Source organism: Flavobacterium sandaracinum, from assembly GCF_004349135.1.
Taxonomy (GTDB): Bacteria; Bacteroidota; Bacteroidia; order Flavobacteriales; family Flavobacteriaceae; genus Flavobacterium; species Flavobacterium sandaracinum.
Genome location: NZ_SMFN01000004.1, coordinates 212751 through 234115, shown reverse-complemented (window position 1 = coordinate 234115; position 21365 = coordinate 212751). Strand labels below are relative to the sequence as shown.

The following is a 21365-nucleotide window of genomic DNA, read 5'->3' as shown; positions in this document are numbered from 1 at the left end:
AGAACCGCTGCATTATCTGTAGGACTCAATTGTTTTACTTCCCGTATAAATGTGATATTTATCATTTGTGTTTGTATTAAAATGTGTATTTTTGCAATCTTAATTCAATCTAAATAAGTTTTGCTAACAACGATACATTCTCTCAAAAAAGGCGAAAAAGCCATCATAAAAGACTTTGACATCGATGCCGTTCCTTTAAAATTATTGGAAATGGGCTGCTTGCCTGGCAATCTAGTAGAATTACTTCAAATTGCTCCTTTTGGAGATCCTTTGTATTTAAACATTAATGGATCGCATGTGGCCATTCGGGTAGAAACTGCAAAAGAGATAGAGGTTGATATTATAAAAACCAACTTATGGTAAGCAAACAAAACATCAACGTCGCTTTAATTGGAAATCCTAATGTGGGTAAAACATCTGTTTTTAATCAGCTTACTGGGCTGAATCAACAAGTGGGGAATTATCCTGGAATTACTGTTGAGAAAAAGATAGGCTTTTGCAAATTACCCAATAATATTAAGGCGAACATTTTAGATTTACCCGGAACGTATAGCCTGAATGCGAGTTCTATTGATGAAAATGTAGTCATAGAATTGTTGCTGAACAAAAACGATAAATTATATCCTGATGTGGCGCTAGTCGTTACCGACGTGGAAAATTTAAAACGGAATTTATTACTTTTTACCCAAATAAAAGACCTCGAAATTCCAACTATCCTAGTCATCAATATGGCTGATAGAATGAAATTTAAAGGGATTACACTGGATATTCCGTATCTGGAAGATCATTTAAAAACAAAGATTGCGCTTATTAGTTCTAGAAAAGGATACGGAATTGATGAATTGAAAAAATTGATTGTCAGTTACCGCACCATTTCAACTGAACCTTGCTTGAATGCCTCCGTAATCGATCCAGATTACTTCAATAGCTTGCGCAAAGCATTTCCTAATCAACTGCTTTACAAGTTGTGGTTGGTTATTACACAGGACGTCAACTTCCTGAATTTAGAACGCAATGAAATTAGAAGTTCTTTTACGAAATCGCATTCTGATTTAAAGCGTTTACAACAAAAAGAAACTATAAAACGCTACCAATTCATCAATGATGTTTTGAAAGAAGGATTGAAAATCGATTCCTCCGTTGCACGAGATTATCGAAGTAGGTTAGATCGTGTGCTAACGCATAAAGTCTGGGGATACGTGATCTTCTTTTTGATTTTGTTTGTTATTTTCCAATCTATTTTCGAATGGTCTAAAATTCCAATGGACTTCATCGATGCTTCTTTTGCTTCGTTAAGCACGCTTGCTGCCGAAGAATTGCCAGCTGGTGTTTTAACCAACTTAATTTCACAGGGAATCATACCTGGAATTGGAGGTATTTTGATATTCATTCCGCAAATTGCCTTCTTGTTTATGTTTATTTCGATACTCGAAGAAAGTGGTTATATGAGTCGAGTGGTTTTCCTAATGGATAAAATCATGCGAAAATTTGGTTTATCTGGTAAAAGTGTGGTACCACTTATTTCTGGTACCGCTTGTGCTATTCCAGCGATAATGGCGACCCGAAATATTGAAAATTGGAAAGAACGTTTAATTACTATTTTGGTAACTCCTTTTACCACCTGTTCTGCTAGATTACCCGTTTATGCGATTATTATAGCATTAGTAATTCCTGATACTCGTGTTTTTGGGTTTTTGAATATGCAAGGAATGACCTTGATGCTATTGTATCTTCTAGGTTTTGGAATGGCCATTTTCTCTGCCTATATTTTAAATAAAATTCTGAAAATCAAAGGGAAAACCTACTTTGTAGTTGAAATGCCAAATTATAAATTGCCGCTTTTCAAGAATGTGGGAATCAATGTGATAGAAAAAACCAAAGCGTTCATTTATGGTGCAGGAAAAATTATTCTTGCCATTTCAATCGTACTATGGTTTTTAGCTTCTTATGGTCCGGGAGTGAAATTCAACAATGCAGAACAAATTGTTATTGAAAATAACCAAAACAAGCCACTACAACCAGCTGATTTTGAAAATGCTGTCGCTTCGCAAAAACTAGAAAACTCATACATTGGTATCATGGGAAAAGCAATCGAACCTGCTATTTCACCGTTAGGTTACGACTGGAAAATAGGAATTGCAATCATAAGCTCCTTTGCTGCCAGAGAGGTTTTTGTAGGCACATTAGCTACAATCTACAGCGTTGGCGGAAGTGATAATGAGGTAACAATAAAAAATAAAATGGCTGCCGAGGTCAATCCAGTTACAGGAGAGAAAATTTTCAATTTTGCATCAGGAATATCCTTGTTGTTGTTTTATGCTTTTGCCTTGCAATGTGCCAGTACACTTGCCATCACTAAAAAAGAAACCAATTCTTGGAAATGGCCTTTAGGACAATTAATTTTCATGTCGGGCTTTGCTTATGTAGTCGCACTCTTCGCCTATCAGATTTTGAAATAATTGACCTAGAGCAGGGCGTGTAATCAGTCAACAAACGTTAAATTTAATAATTTCACTATTTTTAATTTGTCTAAATAAGATTTGTGTTTTACTTTTGCACCGTAGAATCAATCTAAATAAAAATGAGGAATAGTTTTGTAGTAATTTTATTTTTTGCCACAGTTGTTTTATTTGCCCAAGAACAAGAGCTTTCACAAGCCCAAAAAGACAGCATAGTACGCGCAAACCCGACGATGATCGACTTGAAAACGGTTACCGTAACGCCCTTTAAACAAAGTCCAGAGAGACAGCCTCAAGTAAAAGAAAACGTAATATTTGTAGGAAAAAAAAATGAAGTATTAAAACTCTCAGCTATTACCGCAAATTTAACTACAAATAATGCTCGTGAGGTTTTTTCAAGAGTTCCAGGAGTTACCGTTTGGGAAAATGATGGATCAGGGATTCAAATAAATATTGGCGTAAGAGGATTAAGTCCTAACCGGAGCTGGGAACTCAATACCAGACAAAACGGCTATGACATTTCATCAGATGTTTTTGGCTATCCAGAAGCCTATTATAATCCACCACTAGAAGCTGTAGAAAATATAGAGTTGGTACGCGGAGGAGCGTCCTTACAATTTGGTCCACAATTTGGTGGAATGGTCAACTATGTTTTGAAACGCGAACAGAAAAGAAAATTTGCTTTCGAAACACAAAATACCGTTGGTAGTTATAATCTGATGAGTAGCTACAATTCGATTGGAGGAAAAATAAATAAATTCTCTTATTTTGCCTACAATCATTTTAGAAGCGCCGATGGTTGGAGAGAAAATAGTGCATACAAAGTTCGTAATTCTCACCTATTTCTAGAGTACGCTTTTACAAAAAACACAAAATTATCAGCTGAATATACTAATATGGATTACTCCATGCAGCAGGCAGGCGGCTTAACTGATCAACAATTTAAAGAAAATTCTAGGCAGTCTTCACGAGAAAGAAACTGGTTTGGAACGCCATGGAATGTGTTTTCCGTGAACTTTGACACACAAATTTCTAGTTCTTTAAAATCTAACACAAAACTATTTGGTTTAGTAGGCGAGCGAAATAGTGTAGGTTTTCTTGGAACACCAAATATATTAGACGCTATAAATCCTGCAACAAACGACTATTCTAATAGAAGAGTTGACAGAGATTTTTACAAAAATTTTGGAATTGAAAACAGAAATACTTACAATTATGCGGTGGGTAAAAGCCAAAATACTTTAGCTTTTGGAGTAAGAATGTATAAAGCAGAAACGCGCAGACAACAAGAGGGTAAAGGAACGACAGCTTCTGATTTCGATTTAACAGTTGCCGAAAGATTTCCAAGAGATTTAAATTTTAAGACAGAAAATGTTGCTTTTTTTGCCGAAAATCACTTCAAAGTTACGGAGAACTTTAGTGTTGTTCCTGGTGTTCGATATGAATATATTACTTCTTCTGGAGATGGAAGATTTGGCGTGAGCTCAGGAAATGATATTCCTTTTCAGAACGAAAAACTAACACGCCACCAGCCACTATTTGGTCTTGGGATGGAATATAAATTAGGTTCTACTAACATTTATGGGAACATTACACAAGCTTTTAGACCGGTGTTGTTTTCTGATATTACACCGCCAGCAGTAACGGATGTTGTTGATCCTAATTTGAGAGATGCAAGTGGTTACAATGCTGATTTAGGCTATAGAGGAACAGTAAAAGGATTTTTGAATTTCGATTTCAGTTTATTTTATTTGAGTTATAATAATAGAATAGGGGGTGTGAGACAATTTCTAAATAATGACCCTGCACAAGGTACCTTTTTATTTAGAACCAACTTAGGAGAAACGGTAAACAAAGGAATCGAAGCTTTTGTCAACATGAATATCACTCAATTTTTTGATGTTGAAAAAACCTATGGAAATATTGATGTTTTTTTAACCAGTAGTTTTATTGATTCAAGATATACTGATTTTAAAATAAGTACGGCAACAGGAAGTGCTCCTAATACTATGATAACTGAGACGAATCTTGCGGGGAATCGTGTAGAAAATGCACCAAGATACATACATAATTTTGGGATAAGTTGGAGTAAAACTGATTTTTCGGCAACATTACAGTATAAAACATCTGGTAAAATCTTCACGGATGCTAATAACACTACTTCTCCATCAGCAAACGGTGTTACGGGATTATTAGATGGTTATGAAGTACTAGATTTATCAGCTGAATATAAATTTCTTAAAAATTATAATATCAGAACAGGTATAAATAATTTGACAAATGAAAATTATGCCACCAGAAGAGCTGGTGGATATCCTGGACCCGGAATTTTGCCGGGAGAAGGAAGAACTTTTGTAGTATCCATTGGAGCAAGATTTTAAATTGTTAATGTATACTTATCCAAGTAACACCGCAAGACCAATTTAGTAAAGGAGAATCGTTTTAGATTTGGTTTAACAGCAAATTGTTTCGACTCCTAAAATAATTGCCAAAAGAAGCAATATACTTTTAAGCTAAAATATGGACTAGTAAGAAGCGTTTGGCATTGATAAAAACGTTGGAATTACTGGGAATCTCCAAACTAAAAATACCAAAAACTATTTCTATAGTGTCTATAATACGATTGTTTTATTCTAAAAAACATTCGTACTGTAGGCACTATGGTTATTGTTTTATAAAATAATCATGTCGAGATAGCTTTTATCACTAACGTTAAAACTCAAGAGGCCTGTCTATTTTCTTATTCACTTTGAATGTTGTAAACTGAAATACTCGTTTTTGGACATCAAAACAGTAGACGAATGTTAAATTAATAAATTTATTATTTTTAATTTGTCTAAATAAGATTTGTGTTTTACTTTTGCACCATAGAATCAATCTAAATAGAAATGAAGAATAATTTAATTGTAGCTTCTTTATTAGTTACATCCGTTATGTTTGCCCAAGAAAAAGAACTTTCAAAAACTCAAAAGGACAGTATTGAAAGCTTAAAAGAAGTTCTCATTACCACTGATGCTATTATAGGAAGTAAGTTCAAAGCTAAAAACAAAGCAGGCTCTACTTATTTTATTTCTCCAAAAGAATTAAAAGCGTTTAACTACGATGATGTTTCACGCATCCTACGAACAGTTCCCGGCGTTACAATTCAAGAAGAAGACGGTTTTGGATTGCGACCAAACATAGGCATGCGAGGTACTAGCCCCAATCGAAGCGAGAAAATCACTTTAATGGAAGATGGAATTCTTATTGCACCAGCGCCCTATGCTGCTCCAGCAGCGTACTATTTCCCAACTGTAAGCAGAATGCAATCCTTTGAGATATTAAAAGGGGGTAGCCAGATTCAATACGGTCCTTACACTACAGGAGGTGCCATTAATATGGTTTCAACCCAAATTCCAAACCGTTTTTCTGGACGTGTGATCGCCAGCATAGGAAGCTTTAACACTAAGAAAACGTATGTAAATATTGGTGATGAACACAAAAATTTTGGTTACGTATTAGAATACAACAACCGAAATTCAGATGGGTTTAAAAAAATTGATAATAGCTCCCGAAATACAGGTTTTCAGGCCAATGATTACGTGGCAAAATTCAGAATCAATACTGATGCTGATGCTAAAGTATATCAGTCTTTGACCGCTAAAATTCAATACAGTGAAGACTTGGCAAATGAAACCTACCTTGGTTTGACAGATGAAGATTATGCTAAAGATGCTTTTAGAAGATATGTAGGTTCTAATGAAGATTTCATCGATACTGAACACAGTCAAATCATGTTGACACATTTAATTAAACCCTCTAAAAATCTTAGTATTACCACCAAAGCATACAAAAATGACTTTGCCAGAAACTGGTATAAGTTAGATGCTTTACGTTTGGGGACATCAAGAGTAAGTATTAACAGTATACTGGAAGATCCTATTCGATTTAATGCTGAATATAGAGCCGTAACAGGAGCTGACAACACGGTTGATAACGCTTTATTAGTAAAAGCAAACAACAGAGATTATGAAGCAAAAGGGATACAAACCGTTGCAAACTATGCTTTTGAAACAGGAAAAGCAAAACATGATATTGATTTTGGTATTCGCTACCATGAGGATTACGAAGATCGTTTTCAATGGGTAGATGGGTACGCCATCCAAAACGGAGTAATGAACAGAACTAGTAACGGAACTCCAGGAACTGATGCAAATAGAATTACAAAGGCAGAAGCTATTGCAGCACATGTACTTTATAATTTGAACATTGATCGATTTACTTTTACTCCAGGAATTCGTTATGAAGATATCAAATTAAATTCACTGAATTATGGTACAAATGATATTAATAGAGTTGGGACTACCTTGGCAAAAGCCAATAACAACATCAATGTATGGATTCCAGGAATGGGAATTTTGTACAAAATAAATGATGATTACAACTTATTTACTAGTGTTCACAAAGGTTTTTCGCCTCCTGGTGTATCTGCAGGAGAGGATGCCGAAAACAGTTTAAATACAGAATTGGGTTTCCGTTTCCACAAGAATGCATTACAAGGAGAGATCATAGGATACTATAATAATTTTTCAAATCTGCAAGGATCTGATTCGATGTCAGGAGGAGGCGCTGGAACTGGTGATTTATTTAATGCGGGTGCAGCGATTGTAAAAGGGATTGAATTACTAGCAACTTATAATGTTATAGACAACCTAGAAAAAGGATTCAAAATACCCGTGACTATTTCATATACATTGACCGATACTGAATTGAAAAACAATTTCAACAGCGCCATTTGGGGAACGGTGGAAAGCGGTGATGAAATTCCATACATCGCTAAAAATCAACTCGCCATCACCACGGCATTTGAAACCCAGAAATTCAACTTTGCCGTTAGCGGAAAATATGTTGATGCTTTTAGGACTATCGCTGGTACTGGAACTATTGCAGCAAACAATAAAGTTGCGTCTAATTTCATTGTAGATTTTTCGGCAAAATATAATCTTAACGAGCACATTAGCTTAATGGGAAATATAATCAATTTGTTAGATAAGGAATATGCAGTTTCTAGAGTTCCTGCCGGTTTAAGACCAGGACAGCCTTTTGGAATTAACATCGGAATTATGGCACAATTGTAAAAAATTGTCATTAGTTTAACTCAAAAAAGCAACCGGTATCGGTTGCTTTTTCTTATTTTTACACTATGGACATTCAAGAAATTTTAGCCTTTGCTGCACTAGCCGTCGCACTTGCTTTTCTAATTAAAAAATTCTTCTTCAAAAAGAAAAAATCGGACAAAAACTGTGGAAGTGGCGATTGCGGTTGCAGTTAATCCTGTTTGTAATAGCCGATTTTTAGGCAATAGTCATTGGAATCAATTTTCTTTCCTTCTTTTGGATACGGCAACACCTGCATGGTTTTTATTTTCTGCTGTTTTGCTGGTAAGTACCTAGCAAACCATTCTTTATTTTCTTTTTCATTTTTCATTGCGAACAGCAATGTTGCATCTTCAATCAGCTTTGAATCTTTATACACCGAAACGACAGCGGTGACTTCTCCCGCCCAAATACAAGTTACGCCTTCAGGACAGCGGGAATCAGCAACAATCGATTTTAAAACTAATTGAAAATCTTTTTGATTGGAACACACTTTTTGATCTATAGTCACATATTTTATTTTTTGAGCTTTGAGGCTTTGCGCCAAAGCAAAAGTACCGATAAGGATAAAAAAGAATAGTATTGACTTTTTCATAGGCTGTTTTTGAAATATAAAACTACGCTTTATTTGCCTGAAAATCTTAATAAAAAAAGATTCCTAGCCTAAAGCCACATCCAAAACCATCATCACAATGAACCCACCAACGAATCCAAGCGTGGCAATATCTGTGTTTTTATCTTGTTGTGTTTCTGGTATTACTTCTTCAACTACTACAAAAATCATTGCTCCTGCGGCAAAAGCCAAGGCATACGGCAAGATTGGAGTAAAAAACGTAACTGCAAAAGCCCCTAAAACCGCCGCAACTGGTTCTACCAATGCGGAAGATTGTCCGTACATAAAACTTTTCCATCTGCTCATACCCATGCGTCGCAGCGGCATAGCGACAGCAATTCCTTCAGGAAAATTTTGAATTCCGATACCAATCGCTAAAGTGACGGCTCCTGCAATAGAAGCTTCAGGAATTCCAGCAGCGACACCTCCAAAAAGAACTCCAACAGCCAAACCTTCTGGAATATTGTGCAGTGTAATAGCCGAAACCAATAATGTAGTACGTTGCCAAGGAGATTTAACACCTTCTGAAACTTTAAAATTGATATGAAGGTGCGGCAATACTTTGTCTATTCCAAAAATGAACAGCGCACCAAGGAAAAATCCAAAAGCTGCGGGAATAACTTTTTCAAAACCTTCACCGCCAGTCATTTCTATGGCTGGTGCCAATAAACTCCAGAAACTTGCGGCGACCATTACGCCCCCGGTAAAACCGAGCATTCCATCGAGAACGGTTCTATTCATGGTTTTAAACATAAAAACAAAAGAAGCCCCTAAAGCGGTAAGAAACCAAGTAAATAAACTCGCATACAAAGCGGCTAAAATTGGGTCGATACTCGTGAAATAATCAACAATTGATTGATACATAATTATTTGATATATATATTACTGGCTATTTTATGTGAAATCGTTATTTCTTTGGTTCCAACCCGAATTCTAAAAGAGGAATCAAAGCTTTCCTTTTCTATAATCTCAATTTGAGAACCCAAAGCGATTTCTTGCTTGTCTAAATACTTTAGAAAATCAGAAGAGGTGTCTTTCACTCCCACACAAATTCCTACTCGGTTTTTCTCTAATTCAGAAAGTAGCTGTTTTTCTATTTTTGTAATTCTTCCACTAGCATCGGGAATAGCATCTCCATGAGGATCCTCCGTAGGATTTCCCAAAAAATCATCTAATTTATTGATTAGTTTTTCTGATTTAATATGCTCCAGTTGTTCCGCAAGATCGTGTACTTCATCCCATGAAAAATCTAGTTTTTCCACTAAAAAAGTTTCCCAAAGGCGGTGTTTTCTAACAATCATTTTGGCTGCTAATTGTCCTTTTTCGGTAAGAGATACCCCTTGGTATTTTATGTAGTTAACCAACTCTTTTTCGGCAAGTTTCTTAAGCATATCGGTGACAGATGATGCTTTTGTTTCCATTTTTTCAGCAATGGCGTTGGTGCTAATATCAGCATCCGACACTGCCATAAGGTGGTATATGGTCTTGAGATAATTTTCTTCTGAAAAGGTCATAGTATTATTTTGGATATTTTCCCTACATCTTATAACGATGTAGAAATAAATTGTGTTGCTAAAATTATTTAACAATTAAAATTGCAACATAACTTCAGCAACAAATATAAACAAAAAAGAATACCAAAAATATTTTTTTAGTCTAGTCTAAAACAATTTTACTTTCTATAAACAGTTCGGGCACAAACCAGAAAGCGTAAAATTGACTTCATTAACTTGATAATTGGGTGGTAAATCAAAAGTAGGCTCAACATGCTCTAAGCACGTTACTAAGTGACATTTCTCACAACTAAAATGAATGTGATTGTGGGTATGTTTTATTTCATTATGAGCGTGATGGCAACTCGCATATTTTATAGTTCCGTCTAAATTTACAATTTTATGAATTATATCTTCTCTTACTAAACGATCTAAAACCCTGTAAATAGTCACACGATCACAAATAGTATGGCTTAAAGTCTGAATTTCAGTATGCGACAAAGCGACTGCTGAATTTTTTATAATTTCTAAAATAGTGGTTTTAGCAGTGGTATTTCGAGTGGCTTTCATCTTTGCTTAAATTATTAACGCAACATTGTTGCATTATAAAATATATTTCTATATTTGCAACACAATTGCATTAAGCAAATATACGAGAAATGAAGAAAACAACATCGTTTAACATGGATATTTTAGGGATTTCAACTGCCGGTTTGTGCCTAGTTCATTGTTTACTTTTCCCTTTACTGACTATACTGCCTATAGGATTGATTCACAATCCCTACATCGATTTACTATTTGTTCTTATAGGGCTTTGGGCTGTCATACGGATTATCAAAACGGCTAAATTAGGGGTTATTATGTTGCTTTTAGTTTCTATAACACTGATCCTTTTAGGCGTAGTGATCGAAATCTTTTGGGACTACCACACTAGTTTAATTCTGCTGGGAGGTATCGGGATGATAATGGGCCATCTTATGAATTATAAAAATCATAAAAAAAAGCACTTATGAAAAAATTACCAGTAACTGTATTATCTGGTTTCCTTGGAGCGGGAAAAACCACTTTACTCAATCACATTCTTCACAACAAAGAAGGCTTGAAAGTAGCTGTAATTGTCAATGATATGAGCGAAGTAAATATTGATGCCAATTTAGTAAAAGCTGAAAACACCTTGTCACGTACCGAAGAACGGTTGGTTGAAATGAGTAACGGCTGTATTTGTTGTACGTTGCGCGAAGATTTGATGCTTGAGGTTGAAAAATTAGCCAAAGAAAATCGCTTTGATTATCTGTTAATTGAGAGCTCAGGCATAAGTGAACCTATTCCCGTGGCACAAACATTTTCGTTTGTTAATGAAGAGGAAAATATTGATTTGTCTCAATTTAGTTACATCGATACTATGGTGACTGTAGTAGATGCGTTCAACTTCTTCAAAGACTTTGGTTCAGCACAAACCTTACAAGATAGAAAAGCATCCGATATTGAAAATGATAATCGGACCATTGTTAACCTGCTCGTAGATCAAATTGAATTTGCCAATGTTATTATTTTAAATAAAACCGACTTAGTTACTGCAAAAGAATTAGCATTATTAAAAGCCTCACTCACAAAACTGAATCCTGTGGCTAAAATAATCACTTCAATTCTTGGAAAAGTTCCGGCAAGTGAGCTACTAAATACGCATTTATTCAACTACGAAGAAGCGGAATCTTCTGCGGGTTGGATGCGGGAATTGGAAGGAATTCATACCCCTGAAACCGAAGAATATGGAATTTCATCTTTTGTTTTCAGAGACGAGCGCCCGTTTCATCCACAACGTTTTTGGCACTACCTCACCGTCAATTTTCCGCAGAACATTATTAGAAGCAAAGGTCTTTGCTGGATTGCTTCTAGACCCGAACAAGCAATTAACTGGAGTCAAGCCGGCGGATCCATGAAAGCTGAAGGTGCCGGCGTATGGTGGGCAAGTATGCCTCTTGGTGAACGGATGACTTTCAATAATTTTGTCGAATACCAAGATATTATTGAAGAACGATGGACCGCTAATTTTGGTGACCGACTGAACGAAATCGTATTTATAGGCATGGCATTAAATGAAACAGAAGTTCGAAGCCAACTCGATAATTGCCTGTGCACAGCCGATGAAATTATGGATTTACAAGATGGATTTTTCTCAAGCAAAGATGATTTTCCTATTCCAAGAGCAGCCGCTACCAATGCCGTAACAGCTCAATTAAATGAATTAAATTAGTTATAAATCCCGATTGTTTTGGTTAATTATTGGGTGTTTAAACGGTTCATCTTCAGGGTGAGCCGTTTTTATTTTATGGATAAATTGCTACTATTTTTAGAATGTCAAATATATTTTTTAGATTTGTCTAAAATTTAATTTAAATTAAATGAAAAAAATACATTTATTGTTGCTTTTTTTGACTTTAAACTTTGGCTACAGCCAAGAAAAAGGGAGTATTTCAGGCTTTGTTTCTTCTAACGAAAGCAAAATTATAGCGGCACGACTTCTTTTAATCAAAACTGACTATACTGCACAAACGGACAGTTTAGGACATTTTAGCATAGAAAACATTGAAGAAGGAAAATATAAACTTACTATTTCGGCTGAAGATTACCTATCTCAGAGTATGAACATCATCATTAAAAAAAATGAGAATCTAACTATTGACATTGAACTTTCAACGGATCAAAATCAACTCAATGAAGTGGTAATTTCAGGAACGCTAAAACCTGTAAAACGTTTGGAAAACCCCGTTCCTGTTGAGATCATAACGGCAACGTTTTTAAAACAAAATCCAACTAGTACTGTTTTTGATGCATTGCAAAATGTAAATGGTTTACGACCACAAAACAATTGTAATGTTTGCAATACCGGCGACATACGCATCAATGGATTAGATGGCCCGTACACCATGGTTACTATTGATGGCATGCCCATAGTCAGCGCCCTTGGGACAGTATATGGGTTGTCAGGAATACCCACTTCGATGATCGATAGAATTGAAGTAGTCAAAGGCGCGGCTTCTACTTTATACGGCAGCGAAGCAGTGGGAGGACTAATCAACATCATAACTAAAAGACCCCAAGCTGTTCCTGTTTTTACAGCTGATATTTTCTCCACTTCGTGGTTAGAGACCAACATTGATTTGGGTTATCGAACTACCATAGGCAAAAAGACCGACGCCTTGATTGGGGTAAATTATTTTACCTATAACAACCCTATTGATAACAACAACGATAATTTTACAGATTTATCGATACAAAACCGAGTTTCTATTTTCAGTAAATTGAACTTCAATAGAGAATCAAAAAAAGAATTTAGTTTGGTTTCAAGGTATTTGTATGAAGATCGATGGGGCGGCGAAATGCAGTGGAACAAAAGTTTTAGAGGCGGAAGTGCCGTTTATGGTGAAAGTATTTATACTTCCCGTTATGAAGTTTTGGGCAAATATGAACTTCCCATTAAAGAAAAAATGTATCTGCAATTTTCATTAATCGGTCACGACCAAAATTCTGTTTACGGTAATTCCACTTTTCTGGCCAGTCAAAAAATTGCTTTTGGGCAACTGCTTTGGGATAAAAACTGGAACAATCATTCGGTACTTTTGGGTACAGCATTTCGATATCAATATTATAATGATAACACGGCAGCAACTATAAACGCTGATCACTCCGAAATTTACAGTGCTTTTGCTCAAGACGAAATTAAATTCAGCGACAAAACAAGTGCGCTACTTGGTTTGCGCTATGATTATAATGCAGCTCATGGTTCTATTATAACGCCTCGTTTCGCTTTTAAATACAAACCATCCACAAATGATATTTTACGGCTCAATTTTGGAACTGGATTTAGAGTTGTCAATCTTTTTACTGAAGATCACCAAGCCTTATCAGGAGCAAGAACCGTTATTCTACTAGCCGACCTACAGCCTGAAACCTCCTATAATTTAAATTTGAACTATTTAAAAAAATACAATCTCACCAACGCTGGTGTCATTAATTTAGAACTTTCCTCTTGGTACACGTATTTTACAAATAAGATTTTTGCGAATTATGATATAAATCCTAATCAGATTATTTATGACAATTTAAATGGTTATTCCAGAATTTTTGGACTCAGTTCTAATGTGGATTGGATCACGCCATTTGGACTAAAAGCAACAGTTGGCGCAAGTTATTTAGATCCCTTAACGAAGCAAAACAATCAGAAGTTTGTACCCTTATTCACAGAGAAATTTTCAGTTAATTGGGCTATTAATTATGAAATTCCTTCTTGGTTTTTAGCCATTGATTACACCGGCAATGTGACTGGATCCATGCGCTTGCCTCTTCTTGGTGCACTCGACCCTCGACGTGAAAACTCCCTACCGTTTAGTATTCAAAACATTCAATTTACATTTAAAAAAATTCATAATTTAGAAATTTATAGTGGTGTTAAAAACCTATTGAATTGGACACCCAATCGTGGGAATCCTTTTTTAATTGCCAGAGCAAATGATCCCTTTGACAAAAATGTACAGTTCGACAACACTGGAAATGTTGTACCCACTGCTGACAACCCTTATGCCTTGACATTTGATCCAACCTACGCTTACGGTCCCAATCAAGGCAGGCGAATGTTCCTTGGACTGCGGTACCATATTGATTAGATAATGTCGTTTTCTAACTTAATTTAACGCTGAGAAGCTTGTGTTTTACTTTTACCTAAATCAAATTGAAAACCATTTTGTTTCATTGTTTTTTGTTTTCAGAAAACGATACTATAAAATTTAAAATTTGGTAAGGAGTCGCAATTACTTGCTGTAACCTTATAATTCGCTAGTTTTCAATATATAATTTTAAACTATTGAGAGTAAACGGTAGTTAAACTTATACAAACTGTAATAAGTACGTTTTAGAAACATCGTATTTTTACAGAAAACAAAGTCACTATGAAAACAAAGAAAATTATTTCGTCAGCAATTCTAGCAATTGCACTTTTTACTGGTATTAGCTCTTTTGCACAAAACGTTGTAGAAGTAGCAGTAGGTTCTGAAAACCATACGACATTGGTAGCGGCTGTGAAAGCAGCAGGCTTAGTCGACACTTTAACAGGAGCAGGACCATTTACAGTTTTTGCACCTACGAATGCCGCTTTTGACAAATTACCTGCAGGTACAGTTGCAAGTTTATTAGAACCAGCAAACTTAAAAACACTACAAGGCATTCTAACATACCACGTTGTAGCTGGTAAAATTGATAGTAAAGCAGTTGTAGCAGCTATAAAAGCAGGAAAAGGTAAAGCTGTTTTGACGACCGTTCAGGGGGGTACATTAACAGCATCTTTAAAGGGTGAAAATGTAATTGTTACAGATGACAAAGGTGGAGTTGCAACAATTACTGCTGTAGATTTAGATGCGTCAAATGGTATAATTCATGTAATTGACACTGTTTTAATGCACAAATAGTATTTACTTATTTTACGATTGATCAATAAACCACGCTTTGGCGTGGTTTATTCTTTTAATACTGCCTCTAAAAAATTATATTTGCAAAGTGAAACAGTATGATTATATTTTTACAGGCGCAGGACTATCGGCTTTGATGACCGTATATAAAATGGTGCAATCCGGTTCATTTACCGATAGCAGTATTTTGATATTGGACGAAAACACCAAAAAAACGAATGATAGAACCTGGTGCTTTTGGAAAACGCAGGACTCCGCTTGGGAACCATCGATTTCTAAAAAATGGGATTTAGCTTTGTTTGCCAATGAAAATTTTCGCCGCGATTTACACTTGAAGCCGTATCAATACAATATGGTAAAAGGACTCGATTTTTACAATCAAGTTTTTGACTTGCTTTCAAAACAAGACAACATTACTTTTCTTCATCAGAAAGTATTGGCCATTGAAGAATCAGAGACCATAGTTCTAGTACAAACTGAAAAAGATAGTTTTTCGTGTTCCAAATTATTCAATAGCATTTACAACAGCCAAAAAGCTGTAAGTCAGATAAAATATCCTTTGCTTCAGCAGCATTTTATTGGCTGGTTTATAAAAAGCGAGCAGCCCGTTTTTAATCCAGAGCAAGCTACTTTCATGGATTTTTCGGTGGAGCAAAAAGGGAATACCCGTTTTATGTACGTATTGCCAACATCTAAAACTGAAGCTTTATTAGAATACACTTTGTTTTCTCATCAGCATTTAAAAAAGGAAGAATACGAAAACGAGATCCAGCACTACATTGAAAAACTGGGTATCACAAATTATGAAATCTTAGAGAAAGAACAGGGTAGCATTCCTATGACGTGTTTCCCTTTTTGGAAGGCGAATACAAAAAACGTACTGAACATAGGAACTTCTGGCGGATGGACCAAAGCAAGTACGGGCTATACTTTTAAAAATTCTGATAAAAAATCATCTGAACTCGTAGCCTTTTTACAAAGGGAAACTGATTTTAGAAAATTTCATAAAAGAAGCAAATTCTGGTTTTATGACCTGCTACTGTTGGATATTTTAGACCGAAAAAATGAGTTGGGTTCTCACATCTTTTCTTCCATGTTCAAAAAAGGCAATCCCAGCTTGATTTTTAAGTTTTTAGATGAAGAAACCTCTTTTGTCGAAGACATAAAAGTGATTTTGAAATGTCCCAAAACATTATTTATCAAAGCAATTTTTCATGTCGTTTTCAAATCAATCAAACTATAACAAAACTTTATAATTCAACTCTTAATCTTGAAGGTAAACTTTGTAACTTTGCAACTCAAAATAGTATTTATTTAAAATAAAAAAGATATGTATCCAGAAGAAATGGTAAAACCAATGCAAGCGGAATTAACGGCTGCAGGTTTTCAAGATTTACATAGTGCTGAGGCAGTAGAAAATGCAATGAAATTAGAAGGTACAACTCTAGTGGTTGTTAATTCAGTTTGCGGATGTGCTGCAAGAAACGCACGTCCAGGAGCAAAAATGAGTTTAGAAGGGGGTAAAAAACCAGACCATTTAATCACGGTTTTTGCAGGAGTTGACAAAGATGCTGTTGATGCAGCCAGACAACACATGTTCCCTTTCCCTCCATCATCACCCGCTATGGCTTTGTTCAAAAACGGAGAATTAGTACACATGTTAGAGCGTCACCACATTGAAGGTCGTCCAGCAGAGCTAATTGCCGAAAACTTGAAAGATGCTTTCAACGAGTACTGCTAAGACTATTGTTTAACTACAATAGGGCACAAATAGTGCGCTACGGTGCAACCATTATAACCGCAAGTTTACAGATTTTAAAATTTGTAAACTGCGGTTTTTTATTTGAAGCTATTTCCCGCCTCGTTTTAAAGACGAAATTACAACCTTTTGTACCGAACGCTGGTGCAAAAGGATTCACACTTCTATCTGGGCTATTAAATTCAGATTATGAAACTGTCTTTTACGTAAATAATTACTTATATTTGATTGATGGCTAAAATTCAAGTTATGAGAAAAAATATAATTTTATTAATTTTTTTATCTGTTCTATTAGGTTGTTCTTCCAAAATTAAATCAATAACTGAATTTTCTAACCAAGATGGTATCCTCAGTAAAAACAGAATTGTAGCGTTTGATAAGGAAGGAAATAAACTTTTAGAACAAAATTTTGGAAATGAAAGATCTAATCGAATTACTAAGTCAGAGTATAAAAACGGGTTGAAAGTTTTAGAAATTGATTGTGATTATTTTCAAAAAGAAGATACTTGTGTTCTGCGGCAGTTTTCAAAATACGAATACGATATTAATAATAGACTAATAGCAGAAACTAAATTTGAGGAAGATTCAGCCGTACGATTTATTCGAGAGAATCACTATTTTAAGGATTTAGAAGTTGAAAAAACAATGACATGGGGAATGATTTCTTCAAAGCAGCCGGACTATGGCGAGGCAAGAGTATATATAGATACTATTTATTACGATAAGTTAAGAAGAAAAATAAAAATAATTTCTAGTAGTCCAGATTTTAAAAAGCCATTTATTGAAATTTATAAATATACAAAAAAGGGATATTCAAGAGAATTGAAAGGGACTTATAACAACGATACGATTCTTTCTTACAAGTACAATAAGCTCCAAAAGAAGGCGATTAAAAATAAAATTAATTTTGATTTTGGGGATATGGAAAGGAATAAATATGAATTTGAGTATTATTGAATGAGTATTAAACCAGTTCTCTTTTTGTGAAATTAGTTGATACTATTTCAGAAGTAATTTGGTAATAATTATCTTGAAAACTAATTGCAGCAAAAATGGATCTGTCTTTAATAAAGTCAACAATCATGGTTAAAAAAAAGTCTGATGAGTAAATCGTATGTAAAATGTTTAGCGTGCAACACTATAAACGTAGACAGAGATTACTGCAGTAATTGTGGTGAGATTATCAATATAGTTTTAAAGCGTCAATTAGAAAGCGAAGATGCAATTAAAGAGAAAGTAGAAGAGGAAAAAAGTAAAGTTCCAAGTAAAATCGAAGTGTTTTTTGACAAAGGATTAGGGCACTCAAATAGCGTGGTGCGATTTTTTTTTCAAGCCGTTTACTCCATCTGGCTATTCCTTGCCGTTGTTATTGGAGGAATTATTGCAGCAGTTACCGCAGCAGCAGCTGGTTGAATAAAATATGGAACTAACTACCTTCAGTGATTTTTATAAATGTAAGGAGGAAGAGTATTGGTGACTAAAGTGGTGTTTTTGTTCGTAGTAACTGTATCGGGTAGTTCAGCTTGAATAGCTAGTAGTTTTTATGTTTAGAAAGTTAATTTATAGTGTCCTTTTCATTATCGCTTTGATAATTTATATCAGGCAACGGTTTCATTTGCCATTGCCTGCGGTGGTCAATAATTATGTCAATGATTTTCTGTATCTTCCGCTACTACTTGGCGCAATTGAATATGTAATCCGACGATTAAAAAAAGACAGCACGTTTAAATTACCCATTGCTTTTATTCTTTTTTTAGCGTGCTGTTATTCTTTTTATTTTGAATATTATCTTCCTAGAGTAAATCCAAGATATACGGCAGATTGGATTGATGTAATTCTCTATTTTTTAGGAGGGTTTGCTTATTTTTTTAGCCAAAAAATGGAAAACAGAAGGTTTTCGGAATAGCTTTTTAAAGTTTACAGCAGAACATCGTTCCTTTTTTTATATTTGTAAATAAAATCAAAGAAGATTATAAGTCATGCCTAAAGGACCCGAAAAAAATACTAAAAACAAGGCTTTACACACTAAATTGCTCAATCGTAAAAAGACGAAACTACAAGAAGAGAAAAAAGAAAAAGCAGCACGTTTAAAAGCTTTGGTTACTAAAATGAATCAGAAAAAGAGTAGTGACGAACCTGATGCCGGATAAATTTGAAAAGAGTTAGTGTTAATTTGTGAAATCTGCGGTTAAAAAATATTTCCATAAAACACGACTCCAAAAAAAATCCGTTTTAATCCGTGTAATCTGTGGCAAAAAAAACGAAATTTGCCACCAAACTCCTTAAACAAAAATCCATGGAATTCGGTAGAATCATAATTTCAGAAACCGCAGCAAATAGCGAAAACCCACAAGACGTAATCAACTCTAATATTTCGGTGATTAACCTGATGCGTGAGGAAAAAATTGATGATGATTTGATTCACGAAGATGCGTTGATGAGTTATTATTTAGATTATTACACTTCCCAATGTACCGAAGGCAATTTTGCGCAGTTTGTGTATAATTCCGGTTGGAATACCGAATTAAATGAGCTAATCGAAGAAGGTTTGGCATTAATTGGCGCCGAAAAGCATTTGGAATTGTTCCAACAACAATCCAAAAAAGTAAAATTAATGAGCAGTGTAAAAAGAGAAAAATTCTTCAAAGGAAAACTCGAAGGCGTAAACCCGATTAGAGATTTGCTCAATACCGATACTTTTTTTGAACTGGAAGAAAACCTGGTAAATTTGAATGCTAATTTCTTAAAAACCCATCCCGATCTCGAAGTGCTTTCTGTAGATGATATGTTTGCAGTTTTGGAAGAATTTGTGGGACATGAGATTAAAAGAGAGTAAGTTGCTTGAGTAAAGCTATTCCGCAGAGACACAAAGAAAAAAACACAGCGACTCGCAAAGATTAGAAAGGCAAACTATCTTGTTCTTTTTTTGAACTTCGTGAATCGCTGCATCCTTCTTGTGGCTCTTTGCGAAGTAGATTTTTCACAAGTCGCTTAAAGAATTTTAAAGTTAAACTTCGTGAATCTCTGTGTCTGCTTTGTGCATCTTTGTGAAATAGTTTTTTACAGACTCAGTAAATCGTTTTTCCTCATGACTTTCCCACGTAAGTCCCAAACATTTCCTTAAATTTGCTTCCAATATTATAAAAGTTAGCGTTAAAAAAATCAAGCTATGTTACAAATCGCATTTATTAGAGAGAATCAAGAAAAAGTAATCAACGCTTTAGCAAAGAGAAACATCGATGCTACAAGTGTTGTTGAAGAAGTGGTACAACTGGATGAAAAACGTCGCGCTACGCAAGTAGAATTGGACAACATTTTATCCGAATCTAATAAATTATCCAAAGACATTGGCGAATTGATGAAATCCGGAGAGAAATTGAAAGCCGCTATATTAAAAGAAAAAACAGTTCTAAACAAAGAGAAAAGCAAAGCGTTAGCAGAAACGGCTGATGTACTTGCCGCTGAACTTTTAGAAAAATTATATACATTACCCAATCTGCCTGCGGATATCGTTCCTGTTGGGAAAACACCGGAGGAAAACTTAAACGTTTTTGAAGAAGGTGAAATTCCAGTTTTGCACGAAGGAGCGCAACCACATTGGGAATTAGTAAAAAAATACGACATCATCGACTTTGAATTGGGTGTAAAAATCACTGGAGCAGGATTCCCGGTTTATAAAGGAAAAGGGGCGAGATTACAACGCGCTTTGATCAATTATTTCTTGGATAAAAATACAGCTGCAGGTTACAATGAAGTTCAGGTGCCGCACATGGTAAACGAAGCATCTGCTTATGGAACAGGACAATTGCCCGACAAAGAAGGACAAATGTACCATGATAAAACTGATGATTTATATTTAATTCCAACGGCGGAGGTTCCCGTAACCAACTTATTTCGTGATGTGATTTTGAACGAAAATGAATTGCCCGTTTTAACTACGGCTTACACGCCATGTTTCCGACGTGAAGCAGGTTCTTATGGTGCGCACGTTCGCGGATTGAACCGTTTGCATCAATTTGACAAAGTGGAAATTGTGCGTGTAGAACATCCAGATAAATCATATGAAGCGCTTGACGGAATGGTAGAACATGTAAAAGACATTTTAAGAGAATTAAAATTACCGTACCGAGTTTTACGTCTTTGCGGCGGCGATATGGGATTCACATCGGCTTTGACGTATGATTTCGAAGTGTTTTCTACGGCGCAAGACCGTTGGTTGGAAATCAGTTCGGTTTCTAATTTTGAGACTTTTCAAGCGAATCGTTTGAAATTGCGTTTCAAAGACAAGGACGGAAAAAACCAATTGGCACACACTTTAAATGGAAGTGCATTGGCTTTACCAAGAGTTTTGGCCGGAATATTAGAAAACTACCAAACTCCGGAAGGAATCGTAATTCCAGAAGTATTGCGTCCGTACTGTGGGTTTGATATTATAAACTAAAAA

The 21365-nt window shown here is 35.3% G+C and carries 21 protein-coding genes; 17 read left to right on the top strand and 4 right to left on the bottom strand.

What is annotated here, in order from left to right; genetic code table 11:
• Positions 1-120: 120 nt before the first annotated feature.
• From E0F91_RS05470 to E0F91_RS18270, 5 genes are all read left to right on the top strand, one after another.
• Positions 121-363 carry a FeoA family protein gene (locus tag E0F91_RS05470; RefSeq protein ID WP_132065318.1) on the top strand — a complete coding sequence of 81 codons (243 nt, stop codon included), beginning with the start codon at positions 121-123 and terminating at the stop codon, positions 361-363.
• On the top strand, positions 357-2459 hold the full coding sequence (gene feoB / locus E0F91_RS05465; protein ID WP_132065317.1) for a ferrous iron transport protein B: 2103 nt from the start codon (positions 357-359) through the stop codon (positions 2457-2459). The genes E0F91_RS05470 and feoB overlap by 7 nt, the downstream gene beginning before the upstream one ends.
• Positions 2460-2581: 122 nt before the next feature.
• Positions 2582-4840, top strand: coding sequence for a TonB-dependent receptor family protein (locus tag E0F91_RS05460; RefSeq protein ID WP_132065316.1), 2259 nt, complete (start codon positions 2582-2584; stop codon positions 4838-4840).
• Between the two features lie 507 nt (positions 4841-5347).
• Positions 5348-7576 (top strand): TonB-dependent receptor family protein, encoded by a 2229-nt coding sequence (locus E0F91_RS05455; protein WP_132065315.1) that lies wholly within the window; start codon positions 5348-5350, stop codon positions 7574-7576.
• Positions 7577-7641: 65 nt separating this feature from the next.
• Positions 7642-7770: a FeoB-associated Cys-rich membrane protein gene (locus E0F91_RS18270; protein WP_072675702.1), complete on the top strand. Its 129-nt coding sequence runs from the start codon at positions 7642-7644 to the stop codon at positions 7768-7770.
• Here the strand turns inward: E0F91_RS18270 and E0F91_RS05445 are convergent.
• From E0F91_RS05445 to E0F91_RS05430, 4 genes are all read right to left on the bottom strand, one after another.
• Positions 7767-8189, bottom strand: coding sequence for a hypothetical protein (locus E0F91_RS05445; protein WP_132065314.1), 423 nt, complete (start codon positions 8187-8189; stop codon positions 7767-7769). The two genes, E0F91_RS18270 and E0F91_RS05445, sit on opposite strands and share 4 nt — an antisense overlap.
• A gap of 63 nt (positions 8190-8252) precedes the next feature.
• The gene (locus E0F91_RS05440) at positions 8253-9071 is read right to left on the bottom strand and encodes a ZIP family metal transporter (RefSeq protein ID WP_073353233.1); all 819 of its coding nucleotides are present in this window, start codon (positions 9069-9071) and stop codon (positions 8253-8255) included.
• 2 nt (positions 9072-9073) lie between these two features.
• Positions 9074-9721 carry a metal-dependent transcriptional regulator gene (locus E0F91_RS05435; RefSeq protein WP_132065313.1) on the bottom strand — a complete coding sequence of 216 codons (648 nt, stop codon included), beginning with the start codon at positions 9719-9721 and terminating at the stop codon, positions 9074-9076.
• A gap of 165 nt (positions 9722-9886) precedes the next feature.
• A complete protein-coding gene (locus E0F91_RS05430) occupies positions 9887-10270 on the bottom strand; it encodes a Fur family transcriptional regulator (RefSeq protein WP_073353236.1) in 384 nt (127 codons plus the stop codon).
• 89 nt (positions 10271-10359) lie between these two features.
• Between E0F91_RS05430 and E0F91_RS05425 the strand changes: the two genes are divergently transcribed.
• The 12 genes from E0F91_RS05425 (at position 10360) to serS (ending at position 21362) form a co-directional block, all read left to right on the top strand.
• Complete coding sequence (locus E0F91_RS05425) at positions 10360-10713, top strand: MerC domain-containing protein (protein ID WP_132065312.1); 354 nt, start codon at positions 10360-10362, stop codon at positions 10711-10713.
• On the top strand, positions 10710-11954 hold the full coding sequence (locus E0F91_RS05420) for a GTP-binding protein (RefSeq protein WP_132065311.1): 1245 nt from the start codon (positions 10710-10712) through the stop codon (positions 11952-11954). The genes E0F91_RS05425 and E0F91_RS05420 overlap by 4 nt, the downstream gene beginning before the upstream one ends.
• A gap of 148 nt (positions 11955-12102) precedes the next feature.
• A complete protein-coding gene (locus E0F91_RS05415; protein WP_132065310.1) occupies positions 12103-14364 on the top strand; it encodes a TonB-dependent receptor in 2262 nt (753 codons plus the stop codon).
• Positions 14365-14646: 282 nt separating this feature from the next.
• The gene (locus E0F91_RS05410) at positions 14647-15162 is read left to right on the top strand and encodes a fasciclin domain-containing protein (RefSeq protein ID WP_132065309.1); all 516 of its coding nucleotides are present in this window, start codon (positions 14647-14649) and stop codon (positions 15160-15162) included.
• Between the two features lie 88 nt (positions 15163-15250).
• On the top strand, positions 15251-16405 hold the full coding sequence (locus E0F91_RS05405; protein WP_165930092.1) for a lycopene cyclase family protein: 1155 nt from the start codon (positions 15251-15253) through the stop codon (positions 16403-16405).
• 87 nt (positions 16406-16492) lie between these two features.
• Positions 16493-16903 (top strand): BrxA/BrxB family bacilliredoxin, encoded by a 411-nt coding sequence (locus E0F91_RS05400; protein WP_132065308.1) that lies wholly within the window; start codon positions 16493-16495, stop codon positions 16901-16903.
• Between the two features lie 267 nt (positions 16904-17170).
• Positions 17171-17878, top strand: coding sequence for a hypothetical protein (locus E0F91_RS05395; protein WP_132065307.1), 708 nt, complete (start codon positions 17171-17173; stop codon positions 17876-17878).
• Positions 17879-18022: 144 nt separating this feature from the next.
• Complete coding sequence (locus tag E0F91_RS05390; protein WP_132065306.1) at positions 18023-18334, top strand: hypothetical protein; 312 nt, start codon at positions 18023-18025, stop codon at positions 18332-18334.
• A 130-nt stretch (positions 18335-18464) separates the two neighbouring features.
• A complete protein-coding gene (locus tag E0F91_RS05385) occupies positions 18465-18827 on the top strand; it encodes a hypothetical protein (RefSeq protein ID WP_132065305.1) in 363 nt (120 codons plus the stop codon).
• Positions 18828-18900: 73 nt separating this feature from the next.
• Positions 18901-19071 carry a hypothetical protein gene (locus tag E0F91_RS17680; RefSeq protein ID WP_165930091.1) on the top strand — a complete coding sequence of 57 codons (171 nt, stop codon included), beginning with the start codon at positions 18901-18903 and terminating at the stop codon, positions 19069-19071.
• Between the two features lie 146 nt (positions 19072-19217).
• Positions 19218-19757, top strand: coding sequence for a DMP19 family protein (locus tag E0F91_RS05380; RefSeq protein WP_132065304.1), 540 nt, complete (start codon positions 19218-19220; stop codon positions 19755-19757).
• Positions 19758-20090: 333 nt separating this feature from the next.
• The gene (gene serS, locus E0F91_RS05375) at positions 20091-21362 is read left to right on the top strand and encodes a serine--tRNA ligase (RefSeq protein ID WP_132065303.1); all 1272 of its coding nucleotides are present in this window, start codon (positions 20091-20093) and stop codon (positions 21360-21362) included.
• Positions 21363-21365: the final 3 nt, after the last annotated feature.